The 23,642-nt window shown below is 55.9% G+C and carries 27 protein-coding genes; 17 read left to right on the forward strand and 10 right to left on the reverse strand.

What is annotated here, in order from left to right; all coding sequences use genetic code 11:
- Window positions 1-18 precede the first annotated feature (18 nt).
- From trxA to BL107_RS04790, 5 genes are read left to right on the forward strand one after another with little or no spacing between them, the layout of a single operon-like run.
- Window positions 19-345: a thioredoxin gene (trxA, locus tag BL107_RS04770; RefSeq protein ID WP_009789146.1), complete on the forward strand. Its 327-nt coding sequence runs from the start codon at window positions 19-21 to the stop codon at window positions 343-345.
- Complete coding sequence (locus BL107_RS04775) at window positions 332-1,522, forward strand: aminotransferase class I/II-fold pyridoxal phosphate-dependent enzyme (RefSeq protein WP_037988104.1); 1,191 nt, start codon at window positions 332-334, stop codon at window positions 1,520-1,522. Before trxA ends, BL107_RS04775 begins: the two co-directional genes overlap by 14 nt.
- The gene (locus BL107_RS04780) at window positions 1,506-2,285 is read left to right on the forward strand and encodes a biotin--[acetyl-CoA-carboxylase] ligase (protein ID WP_232192765.1); all 780 of its coding nucleotides are present in this window, start codon (window positions 1,506-1,508) and stop codon (window positions 2,283-2,285) included. Before BL107_RS04775 ends, BL107_RS04780 begins: the two co-directional genes overlap by 17 nt.
- A 36-nt stretch (window positions 2,286-2,321) precedes the next feature.
- Entirely contained in the window at window positions 2,322-3,209 is an 888-nt protein-coding gene (locus BL107_RS04785) for a M23 family metallopeptidase (protein WP_009789149.1), read from the forward strand.
- Between the two features lie 47 nt (window positions 3,210-3,256).
- The gene (locus tag BL107_RS04790) at window positions 3,257-3,571 is read left to right on the forward strand and encodes a sensor histidine kinase (RefSeq protein ID WP_037988106.1); all 315 of its coding nucleotides are present in this window, start codon (window positions 3,257-3,259) and stop codon (window positions 3,569-3,571) included.
- On the opposite strand, the gene BL107_RS13305 is transcribed toward BL107_RS04790, so the two are convergent.
- From BL107_RS13305 to BL107_RS04805, 4 genes are read right to left on the reverse strand one after another with little or no spacing between them, the layout of a single operon-like run.
- The gene (locus tag BL107_RS13305) at window positions 3,522-3,722 is read right to left on the reverse strand and encodes a response regulator (RefSeq protein WP_369791578.1); all 201 of its coding nucleotides are present in this window, start codon (window positions 3,720-3,722) and stop codon (window positions 3,522-3,524) included. The two genes, BL107_RS04790 and BL107_RS13305, sit on opposite strands and share 50 nt — an antisense overlap.
- 44 nt (window positions 3,723-3,766) lie before the next feature.
- Entirely contained in the window at window positions 3,767-3,898 is a 132-nt protein-coding gene (locus tag BL107_RS13310; protein WP_369791565.1) for a hypothetical protein, read from the reverse strand.
- Between the two features lie 32 nt (window positions 3,899-3,930).
- Window positions 3,931-4,677 carry an ABC transporter ATP-binding protein gene (locus BL107_RS04800; protein WP_009789153.1) on the reverse strand — a complete coding sequence of 249 codons (747 nt, stop codon included), beginning with the start codon at window positions 4,675-4,677 and terminating at the stop codon, window positions 3,931-3,933.
- On the reverse strand, window positions 4,670-6,241 hold the full coding sequence (locus tag BL107_RS04805) for an NAD(P)H-quinone oxidoreductase subunit N (protein WP_009789154.1): 1,572 nt from the start codon (window positions 6,239-6,241) through the stop codon (window positions 4,670-4,672). Before BL107_RS04805 ends, BL107_RS04800 begins: the two co-directional genes overlap by 8 nt.
- 114 nt (window positions 6,242-6,355) lie before the next feature.
- On the opposite strand from BL107_RS04805, the gene topA reads away from it, so the two are divergent.
- The 5 genes from topA to BL107_RS04830 are packed head-to-tail and all read left to right on the forward strand — an operon-like array spanning window position 6,356 to window position 12,374.
- Window positions 6,356-9,055, forward strand: coding sequence for a type I DNA topoisomerase (gene topA, locus BL107_RS04810; RefSeq protein ID WP_009789155.1), 2,700 nt, complete (start codon window positions 6,356-6,358; stop codon window positions 9,053-9,055).
- Window positions 9,055-9,549 (forward strand): hypothetical protein, encoded by a 495-nt coding sequence (locus BL107_RS04815; protein ID WP_009789156.1) that lies wholly within the window; start codon window positions 9,055-9,057, stop codon window positions 9,547-9,549. The genes topA and BL107_RS04815 overlap by 1 nt, the downstream gene beginning before the upstream one ends.
- Window positions 9,546-10,199 carry a DUF2232 domain-containing protein gene (locus BL107_RS04820; protein ID WP_009789157.1) on the forward strand — a complete coding sequence of 218 codons (654 nt, stop codon included), beginning with the start codon at window positions 9,546-9,548 and terminating at the stop codon, window positions 10,197-10,199. The genes BL107_RS04815 and BL107_RS04820 overlap by 4 nt, the downstream gene beginning before the upstream one ends.
- The gene (locus BL107_RS04825; protein WP_009789158.1) at window positions 10,171-11,370 is read left to right on the forward strand and encodes a nicotinate-nucleotide--dimethylbenzimidazole phosphoribosyltransferase; all 1,200 of its coding nucleotides are present in this window, start codon (window positions 10,171-10,173) and stop codon (window positions 11,368-11,370) included. The genes BL107_RS04820 and BL107_RS04825 overlap by 29 nt, the downstream gene beginning before the upstream one ends.
- Entirely contained in the window at window positions 11,367-12,374 is a 1,008-nt protein-coding gene (locus BL107_RS04830) for an ABC transporter substrate-binding protein (RefSeq protein ID WP_037988108.1), read from the forward strand. Before BL107_RS04825 ends, BL107_RS04830 begins: the two co-directional genes overlap by 4 nt.
- On the opposite strand, the gene BL107_RS04835 is transcribed toward BL107_RS04830, so the two are convergent.
- Both BL107_RS04835 and BL107_RS04840 read right to left on the reverse strand, forming a co-directional pair.
- Window positions 12,363-13,484: an aldo/keto reductase gene (locus BL107_RS04835; protein ID WP_009789160.1), complete on the reverse strand. Its 1,122-nt coding sequence runs from the start codon at window positions 13,482-13,484 to the stop codon at window positions 12,363-12,365. The two genes, BL107_RS04830 and BL107_RS04835, sit on opposite strands and share 12 nt — an antisense overlap.
- Complete coding sequence (locus tag BL107_RS04840) at window positions 13,481-14,053, reverse strand: bifunctional nuclease family protein (RefSeq protein WP_009789161.1); 573 nt, start codon at window positions 14,051-14,053, stop codon at window positions 13,481-13,483. Before BL107_RS04840 ends, BL107_RS04835 begins: the two co-directional genes overlap by 4 nt.
- Window positions 14,054-14,103: 50 nt before the next feature.
- Here BL107_RS04840 and BL107_RS04845 point away from each other — a divergent pair, with 50 nt between their 5' ends.
- A complete protein-coding gene (locus BL107_RS04845; protein ID WP_009789162.1) occupies window positions 14,104-14,760 on the forward strand; it encodes a riboflavin synthase in 657 nt (218 codons plus the stop codon).
- On the opposite strand, the gene BL107_RS04850 is transcribed toward BL107_RS04845, so the two are convergent.
- From BL107_RS04850 to coxB, 4 genes are read right to left on the reverse strand one after another with little or no spacing between them, the layout of a single operon-like run.
- On the reverse strand, window positions 14,700-15,116 hold the full coding sequence (locus BL107_RS04850) for an AbrB-like transcriptional regulator (protein WP_009789163.1): 417 nt from the start codon (window positions 15,114-15,116) through the stop codon (window positions 14,700-14,702). The two genes, BL107_RS04845 and BL107_RS04850, sit on opposite strands and share 61 nt — an antisense overlap.
- 54 nt (window positions 15,117-15,170) lie before the next feature.
- Window positions 15,171-15,794 (reverse strand): cytochrome c oxidase subunit 3, encoded by a 624-nt coding sequence (locus tag BL107_RS04855; protein ID WP_009789164.1) that lies wholly within the window; start codon window positions 15,792-15,794, stop codon window positions 15,171-15,173.
- On the reverse strand, window positions 15,791-17,461 hold the full coding sequence (ctaD, locus tag BL107_RS04860; RefSeq protein WP_037988110.1) for a cytochrome c oxidase subunit I: 1,671 nt from the start codon (window positions 17,459-17,461) through the stop codon (window positions 15,791-15,793). Before ctaD ends, BL107_RS04855 begins: the two co-directional genes overlap by 4 nt.
- A gap of 1 nt (window position 17,462) precedes the next feature.
- On the reverse strand, window positions 17,463-18,290 hold the full coding sequence (gene coxB / locus BL107_RS04865; protein ID WP_009789166.1) for a cytochrome c oxidase subunit II: 828 nt from the start codon (window positions 18,288-18,290) through the stop codon (window positions 17,463-17,465).
- Between the two features lie 201 nt (window positions 18,291-18,491).
- Between coxB and BL107_RS04870 the strand changes: the two genes are divergently transcribed.
- The 6 genes from BL107_RS04870 to BL107_RS04895 are packed head-to-tail and all read left to right on the forward strand — an operon-like array spanning window position 18,492 to window position 23,600.
- Window positions 18,492-19,418 carry a heme A synthase gene (locus tag BL107_RS04870; RefSeq protein WP_037988768.1) on the forward strand — a complete coding sequence of 309 codons (927 nt, stop codon included), beginning with the start codon at window positions 18,492-18,494 and terminating at the stop codon, window positions 19,416-19,418.
- Complete coding sequence (locus BL107_RS04875) at window positions 19,411-20,391, forward strand: heme o synthase (protein ID WP_009789168.1); 981 nt, start codon at window positions 19,411-19,413, stop codon at window positions 20,389-20,391. Before BL107_RS04870 ends, BL107_RS04875 begins: the two co-directional genes overlap by 8 nt.
- Before the next feature lie 52 nt (window positions 20,392-20,443).
- The gene (locus BL107_RS04880) at window positions 20,444-21,457 is read left to right on the forward strand and encodes an ABC transporter ATP-binding protein (protein ID WP_009789169.1); all 1,014 of its coding nucleotides are present in this window, start codon (window positions 20,444-20,446) and stop codon (window positions 21,455-21,457) included.
- A gap of 9 nt (window positions 21,458-21,466) precedes the next feature.
- Window positions 21,467-22,321 carry an ABC transporter permease gene (locus BL107_RS04885; RefSeq protein ID WP_037988111.1) on the forward strand — a complete coding sequence of 285 codons (855 nt, stop codon included), beginning with the start codon at window positions 21,467-21,469 and terminating at the stop codon, window positions 22,319-22,321.
- A gap of 4 nt (window positions 22,322-22,325) precedes the next feature.
- Window positions 22,326-22,904 (forward strand): hypothetical protein, encoded by a 579-nt coding sequence (locus BL107_RS04890; RefSeq protein ID WP_009789171.1) that lies wholly within the window; start codon window positions 22,326-22,328, stop codon window positions 22,902-22,904.
- 6 nt (window positions 22,905-22,910) lie between these two features.
- Window positions 22,911-23,600 (forward strand): N-acetylmannosamine-6-phosphate 2-epimerase, encoded by a 690-nt coding sequence (locus BL107_RS04895; protein WP_009789172.1) that lies wholly within the window; start codon window positions 22,911-22,913, stop codon window positions 23,598-23,600.
- Window positions 23,601-23,642: the final 42 nt, after the last annotated feature.

Here is a 23,642-nt window from a genome sequence, read left to right on the forward strand (position 1 = left end):
TTGAGTCACTGATTTGTCTTGGCGCCCTCAGTTGTTGATTTCACGGATGCCGGTTTTGAAACGGAGGTGTTGAAAGCTTCCGGCTCGGTGTTGGTGGATTTTTGGGCCCCCTGGTGTGGTCCTTGTCGTCTCATCGCTCCCCTGATGACTTGGGCGGCGGAAACCTATGGCGACCAGCTGAGGGTGGGAAAGATTGAAGTTGATGGAAATCCCTCAACGCGAGATGCATATCAGGTTCAAGGGATTCCCACCTTGATCCTGTTCCGTGATGGGGAGCTTGTGGCTCGGCATGAAGGGGCGATCGCTAAGCCCCAACTTCAAGCCTTCCTGGATGCCAACCTCTAAACGGTTAAGTGCGCTTGGCAGTGGTGTCTTCGCTCGAAGCGATGCTGCCAAGCAGACTTATAGAGAGAGAACAGCACAGCGGGGCGGGCCAGCTCTTGTTGATCTTTCCATCGGGTCTTCCGATTTAGCTCCGCCACAGGAGGTGCTGCAGTCGATCGCCACAGCTGTTCTCCAGCCATCCAGTACGAGCTACTGCCTCCAGGCAGGGGTCAAGCCCTTTCATCGAGCTGTCGCTGATTGGTGCCGGCAGCGTTTTGGTGTTGTCGTCGACCCCGACCGTGAAGTTCAACTCCTCGTTGGTTCTCAGGAAGGCACGGCTCACCTTCCCCTTGCCGTTTTGGATGATGGAGATGCGGCTCTGCATCTTGATCCCTGTTACCCATCGCATTCAGGGGGACTGCACCTGGCAGGTGCGGCGGTTCAAAAGCTTTCTCTGTCTCCGGAACACAACTGGCGGCCGGATCTGCAAAGCATTCGAGCGTCGCAGTGGGATCAGTTGAAATTGTTTGTGCTTGGTTATCCCCATAATCCAACCGCTCGCGTGGGCGATCAAGAGGATTTGAATCGAATCATGGGGTTCGGAACACGGCATCAGCTCGTGATTGCCCACGACAATCCCTATGTAGATCTTGCCCTCAACGGCGTTGCTCCGGCCTTGTTGCAGGCTCCCGGATGGAGGGACTGGGGCATTGAATTTTTCTCCTTGTCGAAGGGTTGGTGCTTGGGCGGTTTACGTCTCGGTTTTGCTGTTGGAGCCGCACCGCTTATTGCAGCGTTACGGCAAACGAAGGCCGTCATTGATTTCAATCAGTCGCTCGCCTTGCAACAGGGAGGAATCCAGGCTTTGCAAGAGTTTGCGCATTGGCCTATCAAGTTGCATCCAATTTTTCGGGAGCGACGTGATCGTGTTGTGCGTTTGCTCTCCAATCGGGGTTGGAACATCGCCTGTCCAGATATGGCCATGTATCTCTGGATGCCTCTGCCTGCAGCGGCCCTAGCCCGCGGTTGGTCTGATGAACAAACCGCATCGGAATTACTGCAGCGCAGTGGCGTTGCTCTAACTCCAGGCTCTGGCTTTGGTGTCGCGGGTCGCGATTGGTTGCGGATGGCATTGGTGCGACCCGTTGATGAACTTGAACTGGCTGCCCAGCGACTGATGGATGCCTTGGATGAATGAGGCCTGTCGTCCAGGCCGCCATGGTGGTCGAGTGATGTGGAATTACCGCCGGGTGGCGGGTGGTGCTGCTCAGCCCTGGTTGCTGCGTTCAGTTCCGGTGTGCAGCAGCACGGAAGTGCTGCTGAGTCGTTGGTTGAAAGGGCCGGTTGAGTTCGATCAGGCCTGTGCCGTGGTGGCGGCTCACCAACGTTGGGGCACGGGCCAGTGGGGACGACGCTGGTCATCACCGCGGGGTGGTGTTTGGCTCAGTGCGGCTCTTCCTTGGCATGGCGAGGGATCAGGCCGTGCTGGCCTCTTGGGCTTAGCGGTTGCTGTGGCGTTTGCAGAACGATTGGAGTGCCATGGCCTTCCGGTCCGAATCAAATGGCCCAATGATCTTGTTTTGTACGGAAGAAAGTTGGCGGGGTTTCTGCCCAGCGTCACCCAGCGTGGATCGAGCGTGCGCCAGCTCCGCATTGGCTTTGGCCTCAATATTTGCAATCCAGTACCGATCGAGGGTATTGCTCTCGATCAGCTCGATCGAGTCGGTTCCCATGATCCGGCCCGTTGGACTGCCGAAATCCTTCTAGCTCTCGATCGTTGCCAACAGATCGGAGGTGATGGCAGCTGGTGCCTGCCAGCCTTAAACAGGCTGCTTTGGGCGAAGCAAATTCAGCATCCCAAAGATGGTCGGACCTGGATGATTTCTGGGGTGGCCTCCGATGGAGCGCTTCAGCTTCACCACGGGACGCGCTACGAGGAGTGGCGTCGCTGGTCTTCATGAGCGCTTCTGCTTCATACACTTCAGGGGCTGTTGCCCATGCCAGTTCGAGTGCTGCACTGGTTTTCGTTGATTTGGTTGCTCAATGTCTCTGCCCCGCTTCCGCAGCCACCGTTGGGTTTTGATCAGCCTCTTGAGGACTTGGAACGGCAACGGGTGATCACACCGCAGGAACGACTGGGCTTGGAGACAGGTCGAGTGGGTGTTCCGATTCGGTCCAACCATCGATCGGAGGCTTGTCGTGATGGTGCCCTGTCGCGACAGGAGTGTGCATCGGGCGTGGTCACTCGAACGGCGTCTCCCCGGGTGATGTTCCAGCGCTCCCGCTCTCAGCCTGTTCGGATTCCGGTGTCGGCATTGCTGGCCGGTGGACGGGGAGGGTTCCGATTGGAGTCTGTTTTTGCAGTGACGCCAAGACCTTTGCCCGTGCGAGGGAATGGGAATCGAGCCTTGTTATTTCCAGTTGTCGGACAGGCCTTTGCAAGTAGTGGGTTTGGTTGGCGGCTTCATCCCTTGCTGGGGAGCTGGTTAATGCACTCCGGTCGCGATTTTGCTGCTCCAGAGGGTGCCCCAGTGGTGGCGGCACTCTCCGGCTCCGTCTTAAGCAGTGGCTTGGCCGGTGGCTATGGCCTTGCTATTGAGTTGAATCATCGCGAGCCAAGGCGCCGAACCTTGTATGGCCATCTCTCTGAGTTGTATGTGAAAGCTGGTCAAAGAGTGCGCCAGGGCGACGTGATTGGACGAGTTGGAAGCACCGGCTTGAGCACAGGTCCGCATTTGCACTTCGAACTTCGGCTGCCATCAGCAACGTCTTGGTATGCCGTGGATCCCGGAGACTTCGATTTGGCGGGATGGATGCCACCTGGTGAGGATCCAGTGGCACTTTTAATGTCTCAGCTTCTGGAAAGTCTCAAGCGTGATGATTAGTGATTAGTTGGCTTCTTGAGCCCGCAAAATAAATCCAACACCGCAGATTGGACGAACAGAGCTGTGTTCAGATTGCAATCAAAAACCATGGAATCGGTGTTCCCGTCTCGGAATCGATGCTGAAGAGTTGGCTGAATCCGTTTATTCGGGGGAGGCTTCGCCGCGACGGTCTTCAGGTAGAGGGAGCCGGTCTTGGCTTGGCACTAGCCCGAGAACTGGTCGTGGGCTGGGAGGGAACGTTGATCCTTGAGCAAAGCGCTGTGATGGATGGCTCACTCACAACAGCGTTGCTGACGTTGCCCATTCGCCCAGTTATGAGGGACGGAGAAGTTCCGGAAGACGCTCAAAAAGATCAGGTTTGAGCACGTAATCTTCGGCGCCGTTGCTCAGGGCTTCCGCTCGTTTTCCCGCGTCATTGAGAGCTGTCACGATTACCACCCGAGGGGGTGCTGCAAGAACGGCTTTGTCTTGAATTCGTTGTAAGCAAGCCAGTCCATCGATGCCAGGGAGCATCAAATCAAGCAAAACAAGGTCAAACGGTTGCACGCTGGAATTCTCTAAAAATCTTCGGCTGAATGGAAGATCACCCCGTTGTGGCCTTCGTCTTGGATCTCTGCAAGCAACAGCTGTTGGATCCTGGGATCGTCCTCAACGATCGCTACAACGAGTGCACCAGTTGATTCCTGCATGGCTTCATCCATCTGCTGGCATGGCGGGCTGTTCAGATTGCCCCTACGGAATGATCGACATCGGAGTGATCTAACCCCCCGTTTGGTTTGTTGATTTCAAGGATGTGACCATCCTGAAAGCGAGCAATTTGTCGTGCTCGGGCCGCTACGTCGTCTTCATGGGTGACGAGCACAAGGGTGATTCCCTGTTGATGCAGCTCATCGAATAATTCCAGAACTTCCCTGGTGGTTTGTGAATCAAGGGCGCCCGTTGGTTCATCGGCCAAGAGCAGGCTGGGCTGATTGATGATGGCCCGTGCAATGGCCACCCGTTGCTGCTGCCCCCCCGAGAGTTGGTTTGGACGGTTGTCTAAGCGTTGACCAAGCCCAACTCTCTCAAGGGCTGACCGTGCCCTTGCCCGTCGTTCCTCTGGCTCGATGCCGGCGTAGATCATTGGCAACATCACGTTGTCCATTGCCGTTGCATTGGGGAGGAGGTGGAATTGCTGAAAAACAAAACCCAACGAGCGGTTTCGAACTTCAGCTAACGCATCGTCATCCAACTGATCAATCGCCATGTCATTGAGGCGATAACTCCCTTGAGTAGGGCGGTCGAGGCAGCCAAGAATATTCATCGCCGTACTCTTTCCAGATCCACTGGCACCCATCACGGCCAGGTAGTCCCCTTCTCGAATGACCAGGTCGAGCTGATCAAGCGCTTTAACGGCTAAGTCGCCAGAACCATAAATTTTGCTGACACCGCGAAGTTCAGCAATCGGTTTGGGATCTGCCTCAACCAAGACCCCTCTCTCCAACTAGAGCGATCGCCTGTTGGAGCAGAGGTGTTTCAGAGACAGCTTCGTTCGCCCATTGAAAGAGTGGGTTGGAGAGAATTCCACCGATGGCTGTCACGCCAACACAACCAATCAGGGCAACCCGCAGAGGCTGCATTCCCATCAGGGACCAATCGACATCTGGATAGTTTTTAACAACATCAGATGCCTCGTGGGGCTCTTTTACAACCATCATCTTGATGACGGAGATGTAGTAGTAAATAGAGATGACTGATGTAATCAGTCCAACAACAACAAGTAAGTATTCGTGGTTGGCCCAGCCGGCAAAGAAAAGATAGATTTTTCCAAAGAATCCAAGCATGGGAGGGATTCCTCCCAGGGATAACAGGCAAAGACTTAGGCCAAGCGTAATTAAAGGATCTTTTTGATACAGGCCCGCATAATCGGAAATTCGATCGCTACCAGTACGAATCGAGAACAGGATGATGCAAGCAAATGCACCAAGGTTCATAAACAAATAAGCGGCCATATACAAAACCATGGCAGCGAAACCGTCTTCGGTTCCACACACCATGCCGATCATCACGAACCCGGCTTGGCCAATCGAGCTGTAAGCCAGCATTCGTTTCATCGATGTCTGTGCCAAGGCGACGACGTTGCCCAACGTCATGCTCAGCACGGCAAGGACCGTGAATAGCAGCTTCCACTGATCGTCGAAGGCTCCAAAACAGCCCACCAAAATGCGTAGGGCCAGTGCAAATCCTGCAGCTTTGGAGCCCACAGACAGAAAGGCAACGACTGGAGTGGGTGAGCCTTCGTAAACGTCCGGAGTCCACTGGTGAAAAGGAACAGCCGCGATTTTGAAGGCCACAGTCGCCAGCACAAACACCAAAGACAAGGCCGCTAGGGGCGTGGTGCTGGTCTGTAAGGCAAGACCAATGATTTCGAGGCTGGTACTGCCGCTAAGGCCGTACAGCAGTGAAGCTCCGTAAAGAAATACTGCTGCAGCGGCTGAGCCAACGAGCAGATATTTGAGCGCTGCTTCCGAGCTGCGGGCATCGCGTTTCATGTACCCCGACAGCAAGTAGCTCGCCACAGAAAGGGTTTCGAGCGAGATGAAGATGCTGACCAGATCCGTTGCCCCACAGAGGAGCATCGCCCCAAGGGTCGCCGCTAAAAGGATTGCGGCGTATTCGCCAACAGGCGTTCCGCTTTTTTCGGCATATCGCCAGCTAATCAGTAGTGACAGCAGCGTTGATGTGGCAATGACGGCCCGGAAAGCAACGGCGAGATTGTCCGCCAAAAACGCCCCAAGGAATGAGGGTTCCAGGGGTGCATTCCATTGGAGTGCCAGTAGGACCAGGGCGCTGCCTAGCCCGAGGTAACAAATCGGTGGAACCCAGCGTGCAGCTACCTTTTCGCCGGCAAGATCCACCAACAGCGTGGCGATCATCGCCAGAAGAACGGCCCCTTCCGGCAGGACTGCCGAGGCGTTCAGGGAAAGGTTCAGCAACTCACCAGGGGCGGCCATGGCCTGGGTGGCGAGGAGAAGAGCACCCATCTCGGGCATGACGGCCTGAATTTCGTTGTGCTGGGTTGACTGTAGCGGCGCCTATACGGACCGATTGGATGCGCATCGCGTTCCGCGGTGCGATAAAGAAGGAGATCGGTTCATTGGCCGCCTGTGGCGCACACCCTCGTCATCGTTGAAAGCCCTACGAAGGCCCGCACCATTCGCGGCTTCCTTCCGAAGGGATTCAAGGTCGAGGCATCCATGGGCCACGTCCGGGATTTGCCGAACAACGCCAGCGAGATTCCTGCGGCTGCAAAGGGCCAAAAATGGGCCAACCTCGGCGTGAACACTGAGGCCGAATTTGAGCCTTTGTACGTGGTTCCGAAGGACAAAAAGAAAATTGTCCGTGAATTAAAAGATGCTTTAAAAGGCGCCGATCAGTTGCTCCTGGCCACGGATGAAGACCGGGAGGGGGAAAGCATTAGCTGGCACCTGCTTCAGCTGTTGGCCCCCAAAGTGCCCGTGAAGCGCATGGTGTTTCACGAGATCACCAAAGAAGCCATCGGTAAGGCGCTGGATCAGACGAGAGACCTCGACATGGAGCTCGTGCATGCCCAGGAGACCCGTCGGATTCTGGATCGCCTCGTCGGTTACACGCTGTCGCCGCTGCTTTGGAAAAAAGTGGCCTGGGGCCTTTCTGCCGGACGGGTTCAATCGGTTTCGGTTCGTCTTCTCGTGCAACGTGAACGGGCCCGACGAGCCTTCTGCAGTGGCAGCTATTGGGATTTAAAAGCCAAGTTGGAGCAGGGTGGTCGCGGATTTGAAGCGAAGCTCACCCACGTGGCTGGACGGCGGATTGCCAGCGGCAATGACTTCGACGAGAGCACCGGTGGCTTGAAATCTGGAGCCAATGTGCAATTGCTCCAAGAAAGTGAGGCAAGGGCTTTGGCCGACAAGGTTCAGGGGAGCCCTTGGACGGTGGATGCGGTGGAAGAAAAGCCGACCGTGCGCAAGCCGGTTCCACCGTTCACGACCAGCACGCTTCAGCAGGAGTCCAACCGCAAGTTGCGCCTTTCTGCGCGGGAAACCATGCGTTGCGCTCAAGGCCTGTATGAGCGCGGATTCATCACGTACATGCGGACGGATTCCGTTCATCTATCCGACCAAGCGATTAGTGCATCACGAACCTGCGTCCAAAGCCTCTACGGCAAGGAGTATTTGAGCCCCGGACCACGTCAATTCAGCACGAAGGCACGCAATGCCCAAGAAGCGCATGAGGCGATTCGTCCTGCCGGAGAAAGCTTCCGCACCCCTGGAGATACCGGTCTTGATGGTCGTGATCTGGCTTTGTATGAGTTGATTTGGAAGCGAACCGTCGCCAGTCAGATGGCTGAGGCGAGGCTCACGATGCTCTCGGTGGATTTGAGCTCAGCTGATGCGAGTTTCAGAGCCAATGGCAAGCGCATCGATTTTCCTGGGTTTTTCCGCGCCTATGTCGAGGGAAGTGATGATCCTGACGCCGCTCTCGAGGGGCAAGAGGTGCTGCTGCCGTCCCTCGCGGTCGGGGATAAGCCTCAGCCGAAAGACGTGGATGCCTTGGGGCATCAAACCCAGCCGCCCGCTCGATTTAGCGAAGCGTCCTTGGTGAAGATGTTGGAAAAAGAAGGCATTGGACGACCATCCACCTATGCCTCGATCATTGGCACCATTGTTGATCGCGGCTACGCAACGATTCAGGGAAACGCCTTGACCCCGAGCTTTACCGCTTTTGCTGTAACGGCCCTGCTGGAGGAGCATTTCCCCGATCTGGTGGATACCAGCTTCACGGCACGGATGGAGAACACCCTCGATGAGATCTCCCACGGCAAAGTGCAGTGGCTTCCCTATCTCGAAGGGTTTTACAAGGGAGAACAGGGCCTTGAAACCCAAGTGCATCAGCGGGAGGGGGATATCGACCCAGGCGCCTCTCGAACGATTGATCTGGAGGGCCTGACCTGCGTTGTTCGCATTGGTCGGTTTGGTGCCTACCTCGAGTCGAAGCGGGTGAGTGACGACGGTGAGGAGGAGTTGATCAAGGCAACGCTCCCCCGCGAAATCACCCCAGCGGATCTGGATCAAGATCAAGCCGAGCTAATTCTTAAGCAGAAAGCGGATGGACCTGAGGCTCTCGGGGAAGATCCGGAAACGGGCGACTTGGTTTACCTGCTCTTTGGCCAATACGGCCCCTACGTCCAGCGTGGTCAGGTGAGTGATGAGAATCCCAAGCCCAAGCGCGCTTCGCTGCCAAAAGGCGTGAAACCTGAGGATCTCAAGCTCGACGACGCCTTGGGTCTTTTGCGGTTACCGCGACTTTTGGGAGATCATCCTGATGGTGGACGTATCCAGGCTGGCCTCGGTCGTTTTGGCCCCTACGTCGTTTGGGATAAGGGCAAAAGCGAGAAGGATTACCGCTCCTTAAAGGGGGAAGACGACGTGCTGATGGTTGGTCTTTCCAGGGCTTTGGAGCTCTTGGCGATGCCCAAACGTGGCCGCGGAGGACGGACAGCCCTGAAAGACTTGGGCAAGCCAGAGGGAAGTGAGGAGACCGTCCAAGTCTATGACGGACCATATGGCTTGTATGTCAAACAGGGCAAGGTGAACGCGTCGCTGCCGGAAGGCAAGGGCGCTGAAGACGTCACCCTGGAAGAAGCCATCGAACTGTTAGCCGCGAAGGCTTCAGCCAAGAAGGCGAGTCGTAAATCAACGGCGAAGAAACCCGCGGCGAAGAAGCCTGCAGCGAAGAAACCTGCAGCGAAAAAGGCCCCGGCTACAACAAAAACGGGTCGGCTTCGGGCGAGTGCAGTGCGGGTGATTAAGCCGGGAAATAGCTAATGGTGCAGCGCCTGACGTGGTTGGTCCCCCTGGTTTTGCTCCAGGGGTGTGCCGGGACTCCGTTGGCCGAACGGTTGGAGAGGAGTTTTGGGTCGGTGGACACAGTTGTTGAGACGCAGCCGGCTCGATCGGATGACACCACTTCCACGGGTTCGAAAATCAAGGATTCTGCAAGCCCTGCAGCAGACGGGTCTGACCTGAACAATCCCGATGGGGTGTTGAAGAAGGGAACTGCAACAACCAAAGCACCTGAAACATCCGTCGCACTTGAAACATCCGCCCCATCACCGTCATCGCAGTCGCCCTCCAATCCAATAGCCTCCAATCCAGCAAAACCCAATTCCCCTGCCTCGAATCAGCCCCAGGAGCCTTATCGGATCACGATTCGACTCTCCGGTGCTGACCCGGCTGCTCCTGCGGAGGCCGTTACGCGGGTGCTGCGGAACGCGGATGTGCGTTTTGCTGTTGAACGCATCGAGCGGATCCAACCATGAGCTTGGATCCACAACCCCTCAGCCGTCAGCAAGCTTTGCGGTTAGTCGAAGGGGCGTATCTCGCGGCAACCACAGGCTTGATCTGGTTGGCCTTGTACTACCTCCCTGTTGGTGGTGCTCTGTTTCGATTGGCGCTTCCCCTCCCTCTCACCCTTCTTCAGTTGCGACGTGGCGGCAGGTCTGGGGCTGAGGGTCTCCTGCTGGCCGTCCTTCTTCTGACGGCGCTCATGGGTCCAGTCCGTGGACCTCTCTTGCTGTTCCCCTATGGATTGTTGGCGTTATGGCTGGGTTGGTGTTGGTGTCGAGGATGGAGTTGGTGGTTGAGTTGGAGCATGGGAGTGGTCCTGGGGACCTTTGGTTTTTTAGTGCGGGTGGTGGTCTTGTCTCTTCTGGTGGGAGAAAACCTTTGGGTTGTGATCACCCGTGCGGGGGCTGGAATCTTGGATCGTCTCATCGCCGTGCTGCATCTCCCTATCACCCCTGATTTAACGCAGGTTCAAGTGATGGCCTTCCTGTTGGTGGTTGTGCAGGAGGTGATCTACGTGCTCTCCCTCCATGCACTGGCCTTTTGGATTTTTCCGCGATTGCGCTCGCCCATTCCTGAGCCGCCTCCGTTGTTGCATGCCCTTGTTGCCCTTGACCCACTCTGAAGGGCGGGCATGGCCCGAAGGGTGCCGGCGTGTTGGTCAGCAGGGTGATGCCGCTGCTTCAATCACCGCAATGGCGCCCTGGCTGGATCAGGACATGCGTCCTGATGTGTTGCTGTTGTTGGCTGCAACGCGAACGGCAGAACAGGAGGGTATTTCTGCGGCAGGTGCGACCGCTGCCGCACGCCGGACGACGGCTTTGGCCGATGCCGAGTTGTTGTTGAAGGGTCCATCGGTGGCCCCAAGTTGGCCTTTGCCGACGCTTCCAGCAGGTGTCTCCCCGGCCTTGCTGAGTCACGCTGTGGTTGCTCGTTTGGGCTTACAACCTCGTGTGGCTGCCGTGGGGTTGATGCGCCAGCCAGATTTCGACCATGTTCGACTCGAATCTCCAGACCTCGGACCGGCTGACTGCTTGTCGTCTGGTGCTGCGATGCCACTGGAGAGAGTGAATCATCTTTGGCGGCAAGGAGAACAACTGGGAGCGAGTCTGCAGCGGCCAATTGTTTTAGCTGAATGTGTCCCAGGGGGAACCACCACCGCCCAGGCCGTTCTCACCGCTTTGGGGTTTGAGGTGGGCGACTTAATCAGCGGCAGTGCTCGCCAACCGCCCCATCGCCTGAAATCCGCGTTGGTCGCCCAGGGATTGCAGAAAGCGGGTCTTATCAAAGGCTGCGGTGCACAAGCTGTGTTGGCGGCGGTTGGCGATCCGTTTCAGGTGGTGGCTGCGGGCTTATTAGTTGGCGCTGCTCGATCGCAGCAACCGCTGCTGTTGGGGGGCGGCAGTCAAATGTTGGCCGTTTTGGCGTTGGCCTTGCATGCGCTGCCAAAAGCGGCTGGCGCATCGTTGCTGCGTCAGGTTCTTGTTGGCACAACAGCTTGGCTTGCTAATGAAGGGGCTAGCGCCGGTATGGCTTCCCCAATGGATCGACTCGTCGATTCCATCGGTGAACGGTTTGGTGCATCGCTTGCCGTATTCGCCTCAGGTGTGCATTTCCATGCCAGTGCCCATCAGGCCCTGCGTGACTATGAGCTGGGATATGTAAAAGAAGGGGTTGGGGCTGGTGCGTTGTTGCTCCTGGCTCAGCTGAAGGGGGTGAGTCGGCGTGGGTTGGTGGATGACTGCGACCAAGCGATGGACCAACTCTTGGGTCGACCCGTAACGTCGATTTCATGACGATGCCTTTCGATCCGACTAGCGGAATTCGTCGACGTCATCTCCTAAGGATGATCGGTGGAGCTGGTTTGATCAGCTTGGCTGGGTGTCGTGCTGGCGGTGTGAAGCACCAGTTTTTAGCTCCCGCTGGCGTCCTACCCAAAACTTGGACGATGGAGTTGCCCGACCCCTGGCAGCTCACATCTGCCAAGGCCCTGGAGCAGTGGACCCAGGGGGATGCGGCTCAGGCAGATTTGTTGGCCTGCACCGATGGATGGCTCGACACCCTTTCCGCTGTTGCTTTGCAGCCGATTGAGGCTGCTGCACTTAGCAACCAGCTCGATCCGTTGGCGCAGCAATTTTTGAAAATGCAGGGTCCGTTGGCGTCCCAGGTGCTTCCTGTTGGTGTGAGTCCTTGGGTTCTGCTCGTTCGGTCGAACCCCGTCGTTGATGCGATTAAAAAGTTGGGGTGGCAGATGCTGCTCGACCCTCAACTGAAGGGCAAAATTGTGTTTCCTGCCAGCCCGAGGGTGGTGATCGATCTGGCCGATCGTCTTGAACAGCCGGATGCATTGCAGCGTTTGCGGCGTCAAGCGCTCACTTTTGATGATCGTCAGGCGGTGAATTGGTTGCTGAAGGGAGTAGCCAAAGTGGTGGTTTTGCCGTTGCAACGCTGCTTGTCTTTGTTGAGGCGAGATCCCCGAATGGAGGTGATCCTTCCGAATCAGGGTGCACCGTTGCACTGGACTGTCCTCATCAGGCCTCAGGACACCAAGGAGCCTCTCCCTCAAGCATGGGTGGAGCTGGCATGGCGTGAACCCATGCGCCGGCGACTTCTCCAAGAGGGTTGGCGGGCTCCTCTGGCAACGGCAGTTCTTGATGCTGATCGTTCACAGCTCCCAGAACGTTGGCGGTCCTTGGTGCTTCCACCGGATGACCTTTGGAGCAAATGTTGGTCGCTTCCACCGCTTAGCCCTGAGCAGCGCATCAGCTTGGCGGAACGTTGGCGGGCGTCAGCTCCATAACCGTCTGCGCGGTGCCGCGACCAGTCGGGTATGGGTGTCGGCTAGCAGTTTGGGGATGTTCAGCCCATGGGGGCAGCGTGGCAAACACTCGCCACAACTTTCACAAGCGGAGGCATCAATGGTGTCCCACCAGTGACCGGCTCGACCAATCAGGTTGTATCGCTCCTGGCTGTACTCGATTAAGTCATGACCAAGGGTCAGATTGCGCAGCCTAAGGAGGTTGGGAATCGGGACTTGATTGGGGCATGGCAAGCAAGCACGGCACTGGCCGCAGAGATCGTTGCCCAAGCGCTCTCGATGGCGCTGCTCCAGTTGATGGAGCACCTCGGTTTCCTGTTGTTGGAGGGGTCCATCCGCTTGGGCTAAATGAGCAGCGGTGGTGAGATCGTCGCTGAAGGCGGCTCCGAGAGTGAGCGTCGATACGCCCTGGGCAAGGAGGAAGCGATAGGCGAGGACGAGCGGATCGATGGGGCGACAATCGTCTTTGAGCGTTGGGCTCGGTGCTTGTAGCCGACCCCCCTTATCGGCTGGAGAAATGGCCATGACCCCAATCCCGTTCTCCAAAGCCCAGTGCGCCAGTGGTAAGCGTTGAGGATCGAAAAGGTGAAGGTGGAGACTGCAAAAGTCGAAACGCTGGCTTCGGAGTGCCTGTTCGATCAATGCATTCGTTCCGTGGCTGCTGAAACCGAGCTGCGTTACGCGGCCGCTGGATAGTGCCCACTCCATGAGTTGGGCACCCTCACCGCTCAGGGCCCACTCCAAATGCTCCTGTCGGTTGATGCCGTGAACCGCGAGGTTGTCGAGTGTGTTGAGGCCCAGCCGGTGGAGGATTGCGTCGAGTTGGTGCTGACCTTCAACAAGGCTTGAACCCGGCAAGAGCTTGCTGGTTGTTACCCATCCACCTTCGGGAAGGGTGGAAGAGTGTTGGAGTGCTTCTCCCAGAAACTGCTCTGCCGGTCCATAGGCAGGGGCAGTTTCTAGGTGGTTGATGCCGATCTTGGCCGCGGCTTCAAGAACTGAGGCCATCTGGTCCACGGAACCGATGGCCCGCATGGTTCCAAGGGTGAACAAACTGACGGGCCGCCCAGTTCCGAAGGACCGCCGTTTCACGGGCTCGGCGGAGTGTTGGTGTCTGTGGAGGGTTCATCCATATCACCTCGTTTGTTCAAATGACGAACAAGGGCCGCAGGGCTGAGTTCATCGACAAATCGGCTGAAAGCGCTTTGGTCTTCGGCATCGGCTTCAGCGTCAACTGGGATTGATGCTTCCGCGACCACCTCTTCCAGCATCCAAATACCACTCCCGGTCCGCACGGCAAGAGCAATGGCGTCGCTGGGTCTGGAATCGATTTCGATGAAGTCCATGTCGTCTTCGTCATCGACTTCGTCCTCGTCCAAGTCGGGTCGAAGTTTGAGCACCGCATGAAAGGTGCTGTCTTCAATGGCGTGCACGATGACCCGATCTAATTCCAGGCCTCCTGCAACCAACAGGGCTGCCATGAGGTCATGGCTCAGGGGGCGAGCAGGATGCGTGTCTTGGAGGCCCTCCATGATGTTGTGAGCTTGTGCTTGATCGATCCAAATCGGTACCTGCCGCCGTCCACTTGGATCACGGAGCAGAACGATGGGGCTTCGACTAGCGGCATCGAGAGCGATACCAGCGACGCTCATCTCAACCATGGCGACGCCTCCACGTTGTCCGATTATGGCTATAGCAAATCGCGCAGGTGATGTTTACAGGCCTTGTGCAGTCGGTCGGAACCATTCAGCGTCGTTCAGGGGCAGTGGTGGTTGTGGGTTGTGCACCATTCGCGCCTCTTTTTTTGGGCGACAGTGTTGCGGTAGATGGGGTCTGCCTCACGGTCGCTGAGCTGGTGGCCGATGGCTTTCGTGCTGATGTCAGTGAAGAGACACTGAGCCGAACCACCCTTGGCAGAAAGTCAGACCAAGGTGGATTGGTCAATTTGGAGCCTGCACTTCGTCTAAGTGATCGCCTTGGCGGCCACTTGGTGAGTGGTCATGTTGATGCGCCAGGTGAGGTGATTCGCCTGGAGGCTTTGCCCCAGTCTTGGCTCCTAGAAATGCGTTGGTTGGAGCCGCGATTTGGTCGTTATGTTTGCGAAAAAGCGAGCATCGCCGTGGACGGCATCAGTCTCACCGTCGCGGACTGCTGCCCAGAAGGGGTGACGTTTTCATTGGCGGTGATTCCGCACACATGGCAAGAAACCACCCTGCGGGCATTGGCAGTGGGTGATCGTGTCAACCTCGAAGTGGATCAACTAGCGCGTTATGCCGAGCGATTGTTGCTTGATTCTCCGAAGGACGCTTACTCCAAACCCGTTGCTGACTTATCAGTGGATTGGTTGGCTTCGAATGGCTGGTCTTGATCGATTTGCACCAAGACGATGACTCCAGACTCTTTTTGCAGCTCGATCCGAAACTCTTGACCAGGAACTAGGCCGAGTTGACGCGTGTAGGCATGACCAATGAGCAAATTTCCATTGCCGTGGACCCGGGTTCGAAACTCCGCTTGGCGTCCCCGTGTTCCTGTCGACGATGACGTACTGCTCTTGGGCAACTGCCAGCCCTGCGCTTTGGCTTTGGCTTCGACAAGAGCCCGATAAAAACTCTTTTTGAGCAGTCGCCCGCTGGGTCCGACATATCCACAGCCGCGGGCAATATCGTCTTCTGACCGATTGCTGAGCGATCTGGCTTTGTCAAGCAGCTCTTTGCCGACCAGCATTGTGGAACTCAATTCATATCAATTTTGGCTTGAACGTTTAACGCCGGCAAGGGATCAGAGCAAATAAAGAATCACAAAAAGAACAACCCAAATGCCGTCAACAAAATGCCAATACAGCTCTGCCGCTTCGAGGGGGAAATGATTTTCAGCGGTGACGCGTCCACCGTTTTCGCGGGCTTGCCACCACACGATCAGAGTCATCACGGCTCCAAGGGTGACGTGTAGTCCGTGAAAACCTGTCGCTGCGAAAAAGGTGCTGGCAAAAAGGTTGTCGGTGAGTCCAAATGGGAGCGTGAAATACTCCACCATCTGACTGATCAGAAAGGCGATCCCCAACGATGCAGTGATCAGCAGCCAGCGACGACATCGTGCATGGTCACTGTTACGTATCGCTTGCCCCGCCTTGTGAAAAGTGGCGCTGCTCACAAGCAGCAACACCGTGTTGAGGATGGGTAGGGGAAGTTCAAGCTCAAAAATCGCGCCTTCCGGTAAGGGATTCACCGCTTTAAAGGTGAGATAGGCCGCAAAGAAACCGGCGAATGTCATCGCGTCAGCCACGAGGAATGTGGCTAACCCGAACATCCGGAAGTCTCCATGTTCTTCAACGGCATGGCCGTGGGTTTCTGAGCTGTTAGCGCTATCAGCGCTGTCGGGTTGGACGGGAAGGGTGCTGGTCATTTGCCGCTGCTCCAGAGATCACGACCGCTCGTGGCGGACAAGTCGATTTCATCGATGGGGACGCCATAGGCATAGGGCTCTGTCACAAGAGGTGCCTCACCCACCCAGTTCTCCACCGGAGGAGGGGAACTGGTTAGCCATTCCGGCGTTAGTGCATTCCATGGATTGTCTCCAGCGACTTTTCCATAAAAGGCACTGTGAATCACGTTCCAAAGGAAAGGCAGGGTGCTGATGGCCATGAGCAAGGCACCCACCGAGCTGATCTGATTGATCAAGGTGAACTGGGGGTCGTATTCCGCAACCCGTCTTGGCATTCCATTGAGCCCAAGCCAGTGCTGTGGTCCAAAGCAAAAGTTGAAGCCGATGAACGTGAGTGCACAGTGGAAGCGGCCCAAGTCTTCATTCAGCATGCGTCCAGTGAACTTTGGATACCAGTGATAAATCGAGGCAAAAATAACAAATACAGAGCCTCCAAAAACGATGTAATGGAAGTGGGCAACAACGAAATAAGTGTCGTGCACATGAATATCAAAGGGCACCTGCGCTAAGGCAACCCCAGTAATCCCTCCGAGCACAAAATTCACGATGAATCCGCAGGAGAAGAGAATAGCGCTGTTCAAGCTTATTTTCCCTCCCCATAATGTGGCGAGCCAATTGAAAAACTTGATTCCCGTGGGAACAGCGATGAATGCGGTGGCAATAGTAAAAAACAAGCGCATCCAAGGTGGGGTTCCACTGGTAAACATGTGGTGTGCCCAAACAATCAAACCCAGAACAACGATCGCCATGATCGAGTACACCATGGTCACATAACCAAAGAGTGGCTTTCGGGCATGAATCGGAAGGATTTCACTTACCAACCCAAAGGCTGGAAGAACCATGATGTAAACGGCTGGGTGAGAATAGAACCAAAAAAGGTGTTGATAAACAACAACATTTCCGCCAAGTGTTGGATTGAAAAAGCCAGTATGGGCAACGATATCGAAACTTAAAAGAACCAGCGTTCCTGCAAGAACAGGGGTCGATGCGACAACCAGGATGCTGGTGCCAAGCATGGCCCAGCAGTACATCGGCAGCTGCATCAGCTTGAGTCCTGGACGACGCAACTTCAAAATTGTCGCGATGAAGTTAATGCCACCGAAAATGGAACTGCCACCAAGCAAAAGAACACTGATAATCCAAATGATTTGACCAGTTGCTGGTGTTGTAATGCTGAGAGGCGGATAAGCGGTCCATCCTGATTGGGCTGCTCCAGTGATGAAATAACTGGCCACCAGCATCAAGCCAGCGGGTGGAATCAACCAAAAAGCAACGGCATTTAGCCGTGGAAAAGCCATGTCGCGTGCACCGACATAAAACGGGATCAAATAATTTCCAAAGGCGCCGTTCACCACAGGCACGATCCAAAGAAAAATCATCACCGTGCCATGCAAGGTGAGCACTTGGTTGTAGACGTCCCGAGCCATGAAGTCGGCCACGGGGCTGGCCAGTTCTGTGCGGATCGCTCCAGCGAGAGCACCACCGATCAGGTAAAAAACAAATCCGCAGACGAGATATTGCAGTCCGATCACCTTGTGATCAACGCTGAAACTCAAGTACCGCAACCAGCCTGTGGGCTGAAGTCTTGGGGCTGGGGCTGTGCTGTTGGGAGGAAGTGTGGCAGTCATCTCAAGTGTTGGCGACTGTTGTGTCGGTTGGAGGAGACGGTTTGGCGTTATTGCTGAACCAGGTTTGCCATTCATCGGCTTCGTCCACCACAACGGTGGAGCGCATGCCCCCGTGGTACGGACCGCAAAGTTCTGCGCAAACGATCGGGTAACGCCCCGGTCTTGTTGCGGTGAAACTCAATTGTGTTGGTTGGCCAGGAATGATGTCTTGCTTTAGGCGAAATTCAGGCACCCAGAAGGCATGAATGACATCCTTCGATTCCATCCGGAGCGTGACTGGACGATCCGCAGGAACATGTAGTTCGCCTGCGGTGATATCTCCATCTGGATAGTGGAATAAGAAGGCAAATTGCATCGCTGTCACTTCGATCGGTAAGACATCGGGGACCATTTCTGAGCCAACCGATCCTGAGCTGATGCCTCCCCAAATCCTTTCCTCATGCATGCCTCCCATGTGGTCATGGGCTAAAGGAACCATGCCTCCCATCCGGTCGTAAATGTCGTAGCTGTAGAGCCCTACGAAGAGAACGACGATCGCAGGGACAGCCGTCCAAAAAATTTCAAGAGGAAGGTTGCCCTCAATGGCAACTCCATCACCGATTTGATCGCTTCGTCGTCGAAAACGAATCAAGCTAAAAATCAAGAGACCTGTGATGCCAACGAACAGAATGATTCCAATTGTGAACAGAACCTTGAAAAGTTCGTCGTAAATCGGAGCGTTGATACTGGCGTCGATTGGCAGAAGATTGATCGTTTGTCCGATCCACAGTCCCCCAAGGACTAAGGCCATCCCGAGCACAAGCGTGAGAATGGCGGACGGGATCTGCACGGATTAAATCCCTTACTTCCAACAGCGTATGGAGCAGCCAAGCCATCTCCATGAAGTGATTGTTAAGTCGTCGCTCTTGTCAGCAAAAGTGCACCATTGGCGGCTGAAAGTTGTCGTACTCGTCCATAGAAGGTGACGCCTGGGATGTCATCGCTACGGTCCAAACAGGACCCATGCGAGCCCACCGGCGGGAGCTGGTTGATGACAACTCTTTCTCTACCAATTGTTCGACGACGCTTGACTCAACTGTCGGCCCACCTGGTTGTGGCCGTTGTTGCACTCGTCGTCATCGGTGGGGCGACCCGGGTCATGGAAGCCGGTTTGGCATGCCCTGACTGGCCTCTCTGTTACGGAACGCTTTTGCCTGGCAAGCAAATGAATGCTCAGGTTTTTCTTGAGTGGTTCCACCGGCTTGACGCTTTCATCGTGGGCATGGCTCTGCTTGTTCAGGCCATCGTTTCCGTTGTTTGGAGACGGCTTCTTCCTCGCTGGATGCCTTGGTTGAGTCTGGCTTTAGTGGGGATGGTGGCTCTGCAGGGAGGCCTGGGTGCTCTCACCGTGCTCCAACTGCTTCCGTCCGGAATTGTCACGGCTCATTTGGTCTTGGCACTCACCTTGGTGGCCCTCCTCAGCGGCTTAACCCAGCGGCTACAGCAATCAGTTGGCGTATCGGCTCCGCTTTGGTGGCGTGGCCTGTCGCTGCTCGCCCTGGTCGCGGTGATTGGCCAAAGCTTGCTCGGTGCCCGGATGGCCACCACTTGGTCTGCCCAACGTTGCCTAAGCGGCGGTGGGGCCTGCCAATGGGTCTCGCTGCATCGCACAACCGCCATGCCCGTTGCGGGCGTGGTGCTCGTGTTTGTGGTTGTGGCCCTGCTGGCTGGTGGCTGGGCCCGTCGGCAGTGGCCCCTTCTGGCTTTTGTTTCCGCTCTTGTTCTCGGACAAGTCGCCCTTGGCATCACCACATTCCGTTTGGGCTTGTCCCAGCCCTACGTCACGATTTCCCACCAACTTTTGGCGGCCCTGCTGGTGGCCGTCCTTGCGGCCCTTGCCGCTCGATGTCCCGATCAACCCCCTGTCCATTCTCCCGTCGTTGTTGACGGAACCACCCTGGAGACCTGTCATGGCTGAAGTCACCGCGACTGTTTCTCTGACCCGGGCGGATGTTGTTCCGTCCCGCAAGCGCGTCAAATTGCCGGCTTGGCTTGAGGTCGCCAAACCGCGACTCATTCCACTGCTGTTGGCGACCACCCTTGGTGGAATGGCCCTCACGGAGGGTTGGCCCCTCTCCTCTCCACGATTGATCTGCACCCTCGGTGGAGGGGCGTTGGCTTCAGCTGCGGCGGGTGTGCTCAATTGTCTTTGGGAGCAGGACTTGGACGGTCGCATGAACCGCACAAGTGGCCGCGCTCTCCCCTCCGGGAGGCTGTCCCCAACCACCGCATTTATAGGTGCCATTGCTTGCACATTGGTGGCGGCCATGCTGTTGGTCAGTGGTGTGAATTGTCTGGCCGCGGGCCTCTCGTTATTGGGTTTGTGCAGTTACGTGCTGCTCTACACCGCGCTGCTCAAGCCGCGCACCACCCAGAACATCGTGGTTGGTGGTGTCGCTGGTGCGATTCCTCCTTTGGTTGGAGCTGCAGCGGCCACGGGACATATCGGTTTGGGGGGATGGTGGTTGTTCGCGTTGGTGATGGTGTGGACTCCGGCTCACTTTTGGGCCTTGGCCCTGTTGCTTCGTGAGGATTACCGCGCCGTCGGCATCCCGATGTTGCCTGTGGTGAAAGGACCGGTTGTCACCGCACGGGCCATCAGCCGCTACGGGTGGGCAACGGTGTTGCTCAGTGGATTCGGAATTTTGGCGCTGCCAACGGGTGGCTTGTTCTATGGCTTGATGTTGCTGCCTTACAACAACCGATTGCTGCAACTCGTGCATCGCCTTGCTGCTGATCCCGACAGCCTCACAAATGCCAAAGGTCTTTTTCGCTGGTCGATTCTCTATTTATTCGGCATCTGTCTTCTTTTGATCTTGAGTCGTTCAGCTTTGGCGGCTCACCTGGATCAGCAGATGATTGCCTTGATGATGCAGATGGGTGTTGGCTGAAATTTTTCCTAGATTTCCATTTGATTTAGGTCCATGACCCCGACGTTGCCCGATGGCGATGATTGAACTGAGGCAGCTGTCTAAGACCTATGGAGCGGTCACCGCCCTCAGCAATCTTGATCTGAGCGTCCCCGAGGGTTGTCTCTACGGTCTCCTGGGCCCCAACGGAGCTGGAAAGACCACGACATTGAGGATTCTGGCAACTCTCTTGGCGCCTGATCGTGGTTCTGTTCAGGTGGATGGAGTTGATGCGTTGAAGCATCCCCGGGAGGTTCGTCGCTTGCTGGGTTACGTCGCTCAGGAAGTGGCGATCGACAAGATTCTCAGCGGTCGTGAGCTTCTTCAGCTCCAGGGAGACCTCTACCACTTGAAGCGGACTGATCGTGATCATCGAATTGACGATTTGATCGATCGTCTCGGAATGGACCCGTGGATTGACCGACGCTGCGGCACCTATTCCGGTGGGATGCGCCGCCGACTCGATTTGGCAGCTGGGCTTTTGCATCGCCCGCGTCTTCTCATTTTGGATGAACCCACCGTGGGTTTGGACATTGAAAGTCGAAGTGCGATTTGGCAGTTGCTGAACCAACTTGTGGAAGCTGGCACCAGCGTGTTGCTCAGCAGCCATTACCTCGAGGAGATCGAAGCGCTAGCCGATCGGATGGCGATCATCGATGCAGGGGCGGTGATCGCCGAGGGAACCCCAACAGATCTCAAGCAACGCTTGGGGGGAGACCGTGTGACGCTGCGCGTTCGTGAGTTCAGTGATGCCCAAGAGGCTGCCCGGGTTCGATCTGTGTTGGAACCGGTTGAAGGCGTTCGACAGGTGGTGATTAATCGAGCGCAGGGCTTCTCACTCAATTTGGTGATCGAAGGGGAGTCGGTGATTGAGCGTCTTCGTCACTCGCTGGAAGGTGCTGGTCTTCCTGTGTTTGCACTCGCACAAAGTCGACCAAGCCTCGATGACGTTTACCTTCAAGCCACCGGTCGCACCCTGATGGATGCTGAGCTGGCCATTGCTGGTCAGCGGGACATCAAGCAGGAAAAGCGTCAATCCATGCGATGAGCTGATTCGATGACTTCCCCACTCCCCTCGATGCCTCCGTCAGCTCAGGATCCTGGTGCTCTGGCAGAGCTCACCCAAGAAACCCTGGCCTTAACGCGCCGTCTGTTTCTTCAACTTGTTCGCCGTCCATCCACTCTGGTGGCTGGTGTTTTGCAACCACTGATTTGGTTGATTTTGTTTGGAGCCTTGTTTGCGAATGCTCCAGAAGGTCTGCTCCCGGGTGGGATGAGCTATGGACGTTTTCTTGGTGCGGGAGTGATCGTGTTTACCGCCTTTAGTGGTGCACTGAATGCCGGACTCCCCGTGATGTTTGATCGGGAGTTTGGCTTTTTGAATCGACTGCTAGTGGCGCCATTACGCAGTCGAAGTTCGATTGTTTTGTCGTCGGTGATTTACATCACAGTTTTGAGTTTGGTGCAGAGTTTGGCGATCATGGTTACCGCCTCACTCCTTGGCTATGGCTGGCCTGGTGTGGCTGGTTTGCTGTTGGTCATGGTCACACTGTTGCTGCTGGTGTTCGCCGTAACAGCATTAAGTCTGGGCTTGGCGTTCTCTCTCCCAGGACATATTGAGCTCATTGCGGTGATCTTTGTCGCGAATCTTCCGTTGTTGTTTGCCAGCACGGCTTTAGCTCCTTTGTCGTTTATGCCCGCCTGGTTGGGCTGGCTAGCAGCCCTAAATCCCCTTACCTTCGCCATAGAGCCCATCCGTGCTGCTTACAGCGGCCCCCTCGATCTTTCGGCAGTTTTACTCGAGGCTCCCTACGGGAATCTCACGGGTCAGACCTGCCTTTTGGTTTTGTTGGTTCTCACTATTGGGTTGTTTCTTTTGATTCGCCCACTCCTTAACCGCAAGCTTTCCTGAATTCGTGCTTTCTTCCCCGTTTCAGCAGCCGTCACCCCGTCAGAACGTTCTTGCATCGCAGATTCAGGATGTACAGCGTTGCGGTGATGAGCGACAGCTGGCTCTGTTATTGGGTCAGTGGGTTCATCGCTTTGGCATCGATTCGTTGCCAGTCACTCAAGCATCTTGTGCCGAAGCCATCACTGAGTCGCTTGATCAGCAACAGTCCGATGCGGTTTTAGGCATTGCCGCACCCTCTGAGGAATTGGTTCAAACAAGTGAATCCGACGTCTCCCTTGACCTGGTAGTCCAAGAGCTGGAGTCTCCGATGGTGGAGGGCCTCGACACCCCTGCAGTTCCAGCAATCAATCAACTCTCAGAAGAATTCACTGAAGAATTCACTGAAGCCGAAGTGACAACGTTCCCTGAAAACTTGATTGTTCAAGAGCTGTTGTTGTCAGAAGAAGAGTCCACCACACCACCCGTGGAACCTCTCAAGGACCGGAACGTTGTGGTTCCCATGACGCCTCCACCGATCAGCACACCTCGCTCCTTGCGTCGCTGGTTGCCCCGTGCCGATCAGAGCTTCCCGCAGGCTTCTTGATTCAGCATGATTCCCACCGCTGAAGTTTTAAATAAGGGGCTCATCGTTTCTGTTCAGGCTCCTTTGGGCTCTCCGATGCGGGATCCTGATGTCATCGCGTCGATGGCGGAAGCGTCCCTCCGCAATGGCGCAATTGGTGTTCGCTTGGAAAGTCCAGAACACATTGGTGCTGTGCGGCGTCGCTGCCCAGAGGCCCTCATTATTGGTTTGTGGAAATGCACGTTTCCCAATAGCAGCGTGTACATCACACCGGGCTGGCGTGAGATTCAGGGAGTGTGGTCGGCGGGTGCTGATGTGATCGCTTTGGATGCCACTGAGCGCATTCGTCCGGAGGGGCAATTGTTGGCAGATCTGATTCAGCGAGCTCGCCAGGAGTTGAGGGCCACATTGATGGCTGATGTGGATAGCGTTCAAAATGGATTGAGAGCCGCGGAGTTGGGCTGTGATTGGATTGGAACTACGCTCTATGGCTATACCGAGACCACATCGGATCGCACGCCGCCGGGATTGGAGCTGTTGCCTGATCTCCGTCGTGGCCTTGAGTCTTCGGTTCGTTTGATTTGCGAAGGGGGGATTGCATCCCCGGGCACAGCTCGGTCAGCCCTCGATGCCGGCGCGGATAATGTTGTTGTAGGTACTGCAATTACGGGAGTTGATTTACAAGTAGCTGCATACAGTCGCAGTTTAGCTATTTAGCTATTGTTAGCTAAGCATTCGAGTAATTTGTGTCCGCAAAAG

This window comes from Synechococcus sp. BL107 (assembly GCF_000153805.1).
Classification (GTDB): Bacteria; Cyanobacteriota; Cyanobacteriia; order PCC-6307; family Cyanobiaceae; genus Parasynechococcus.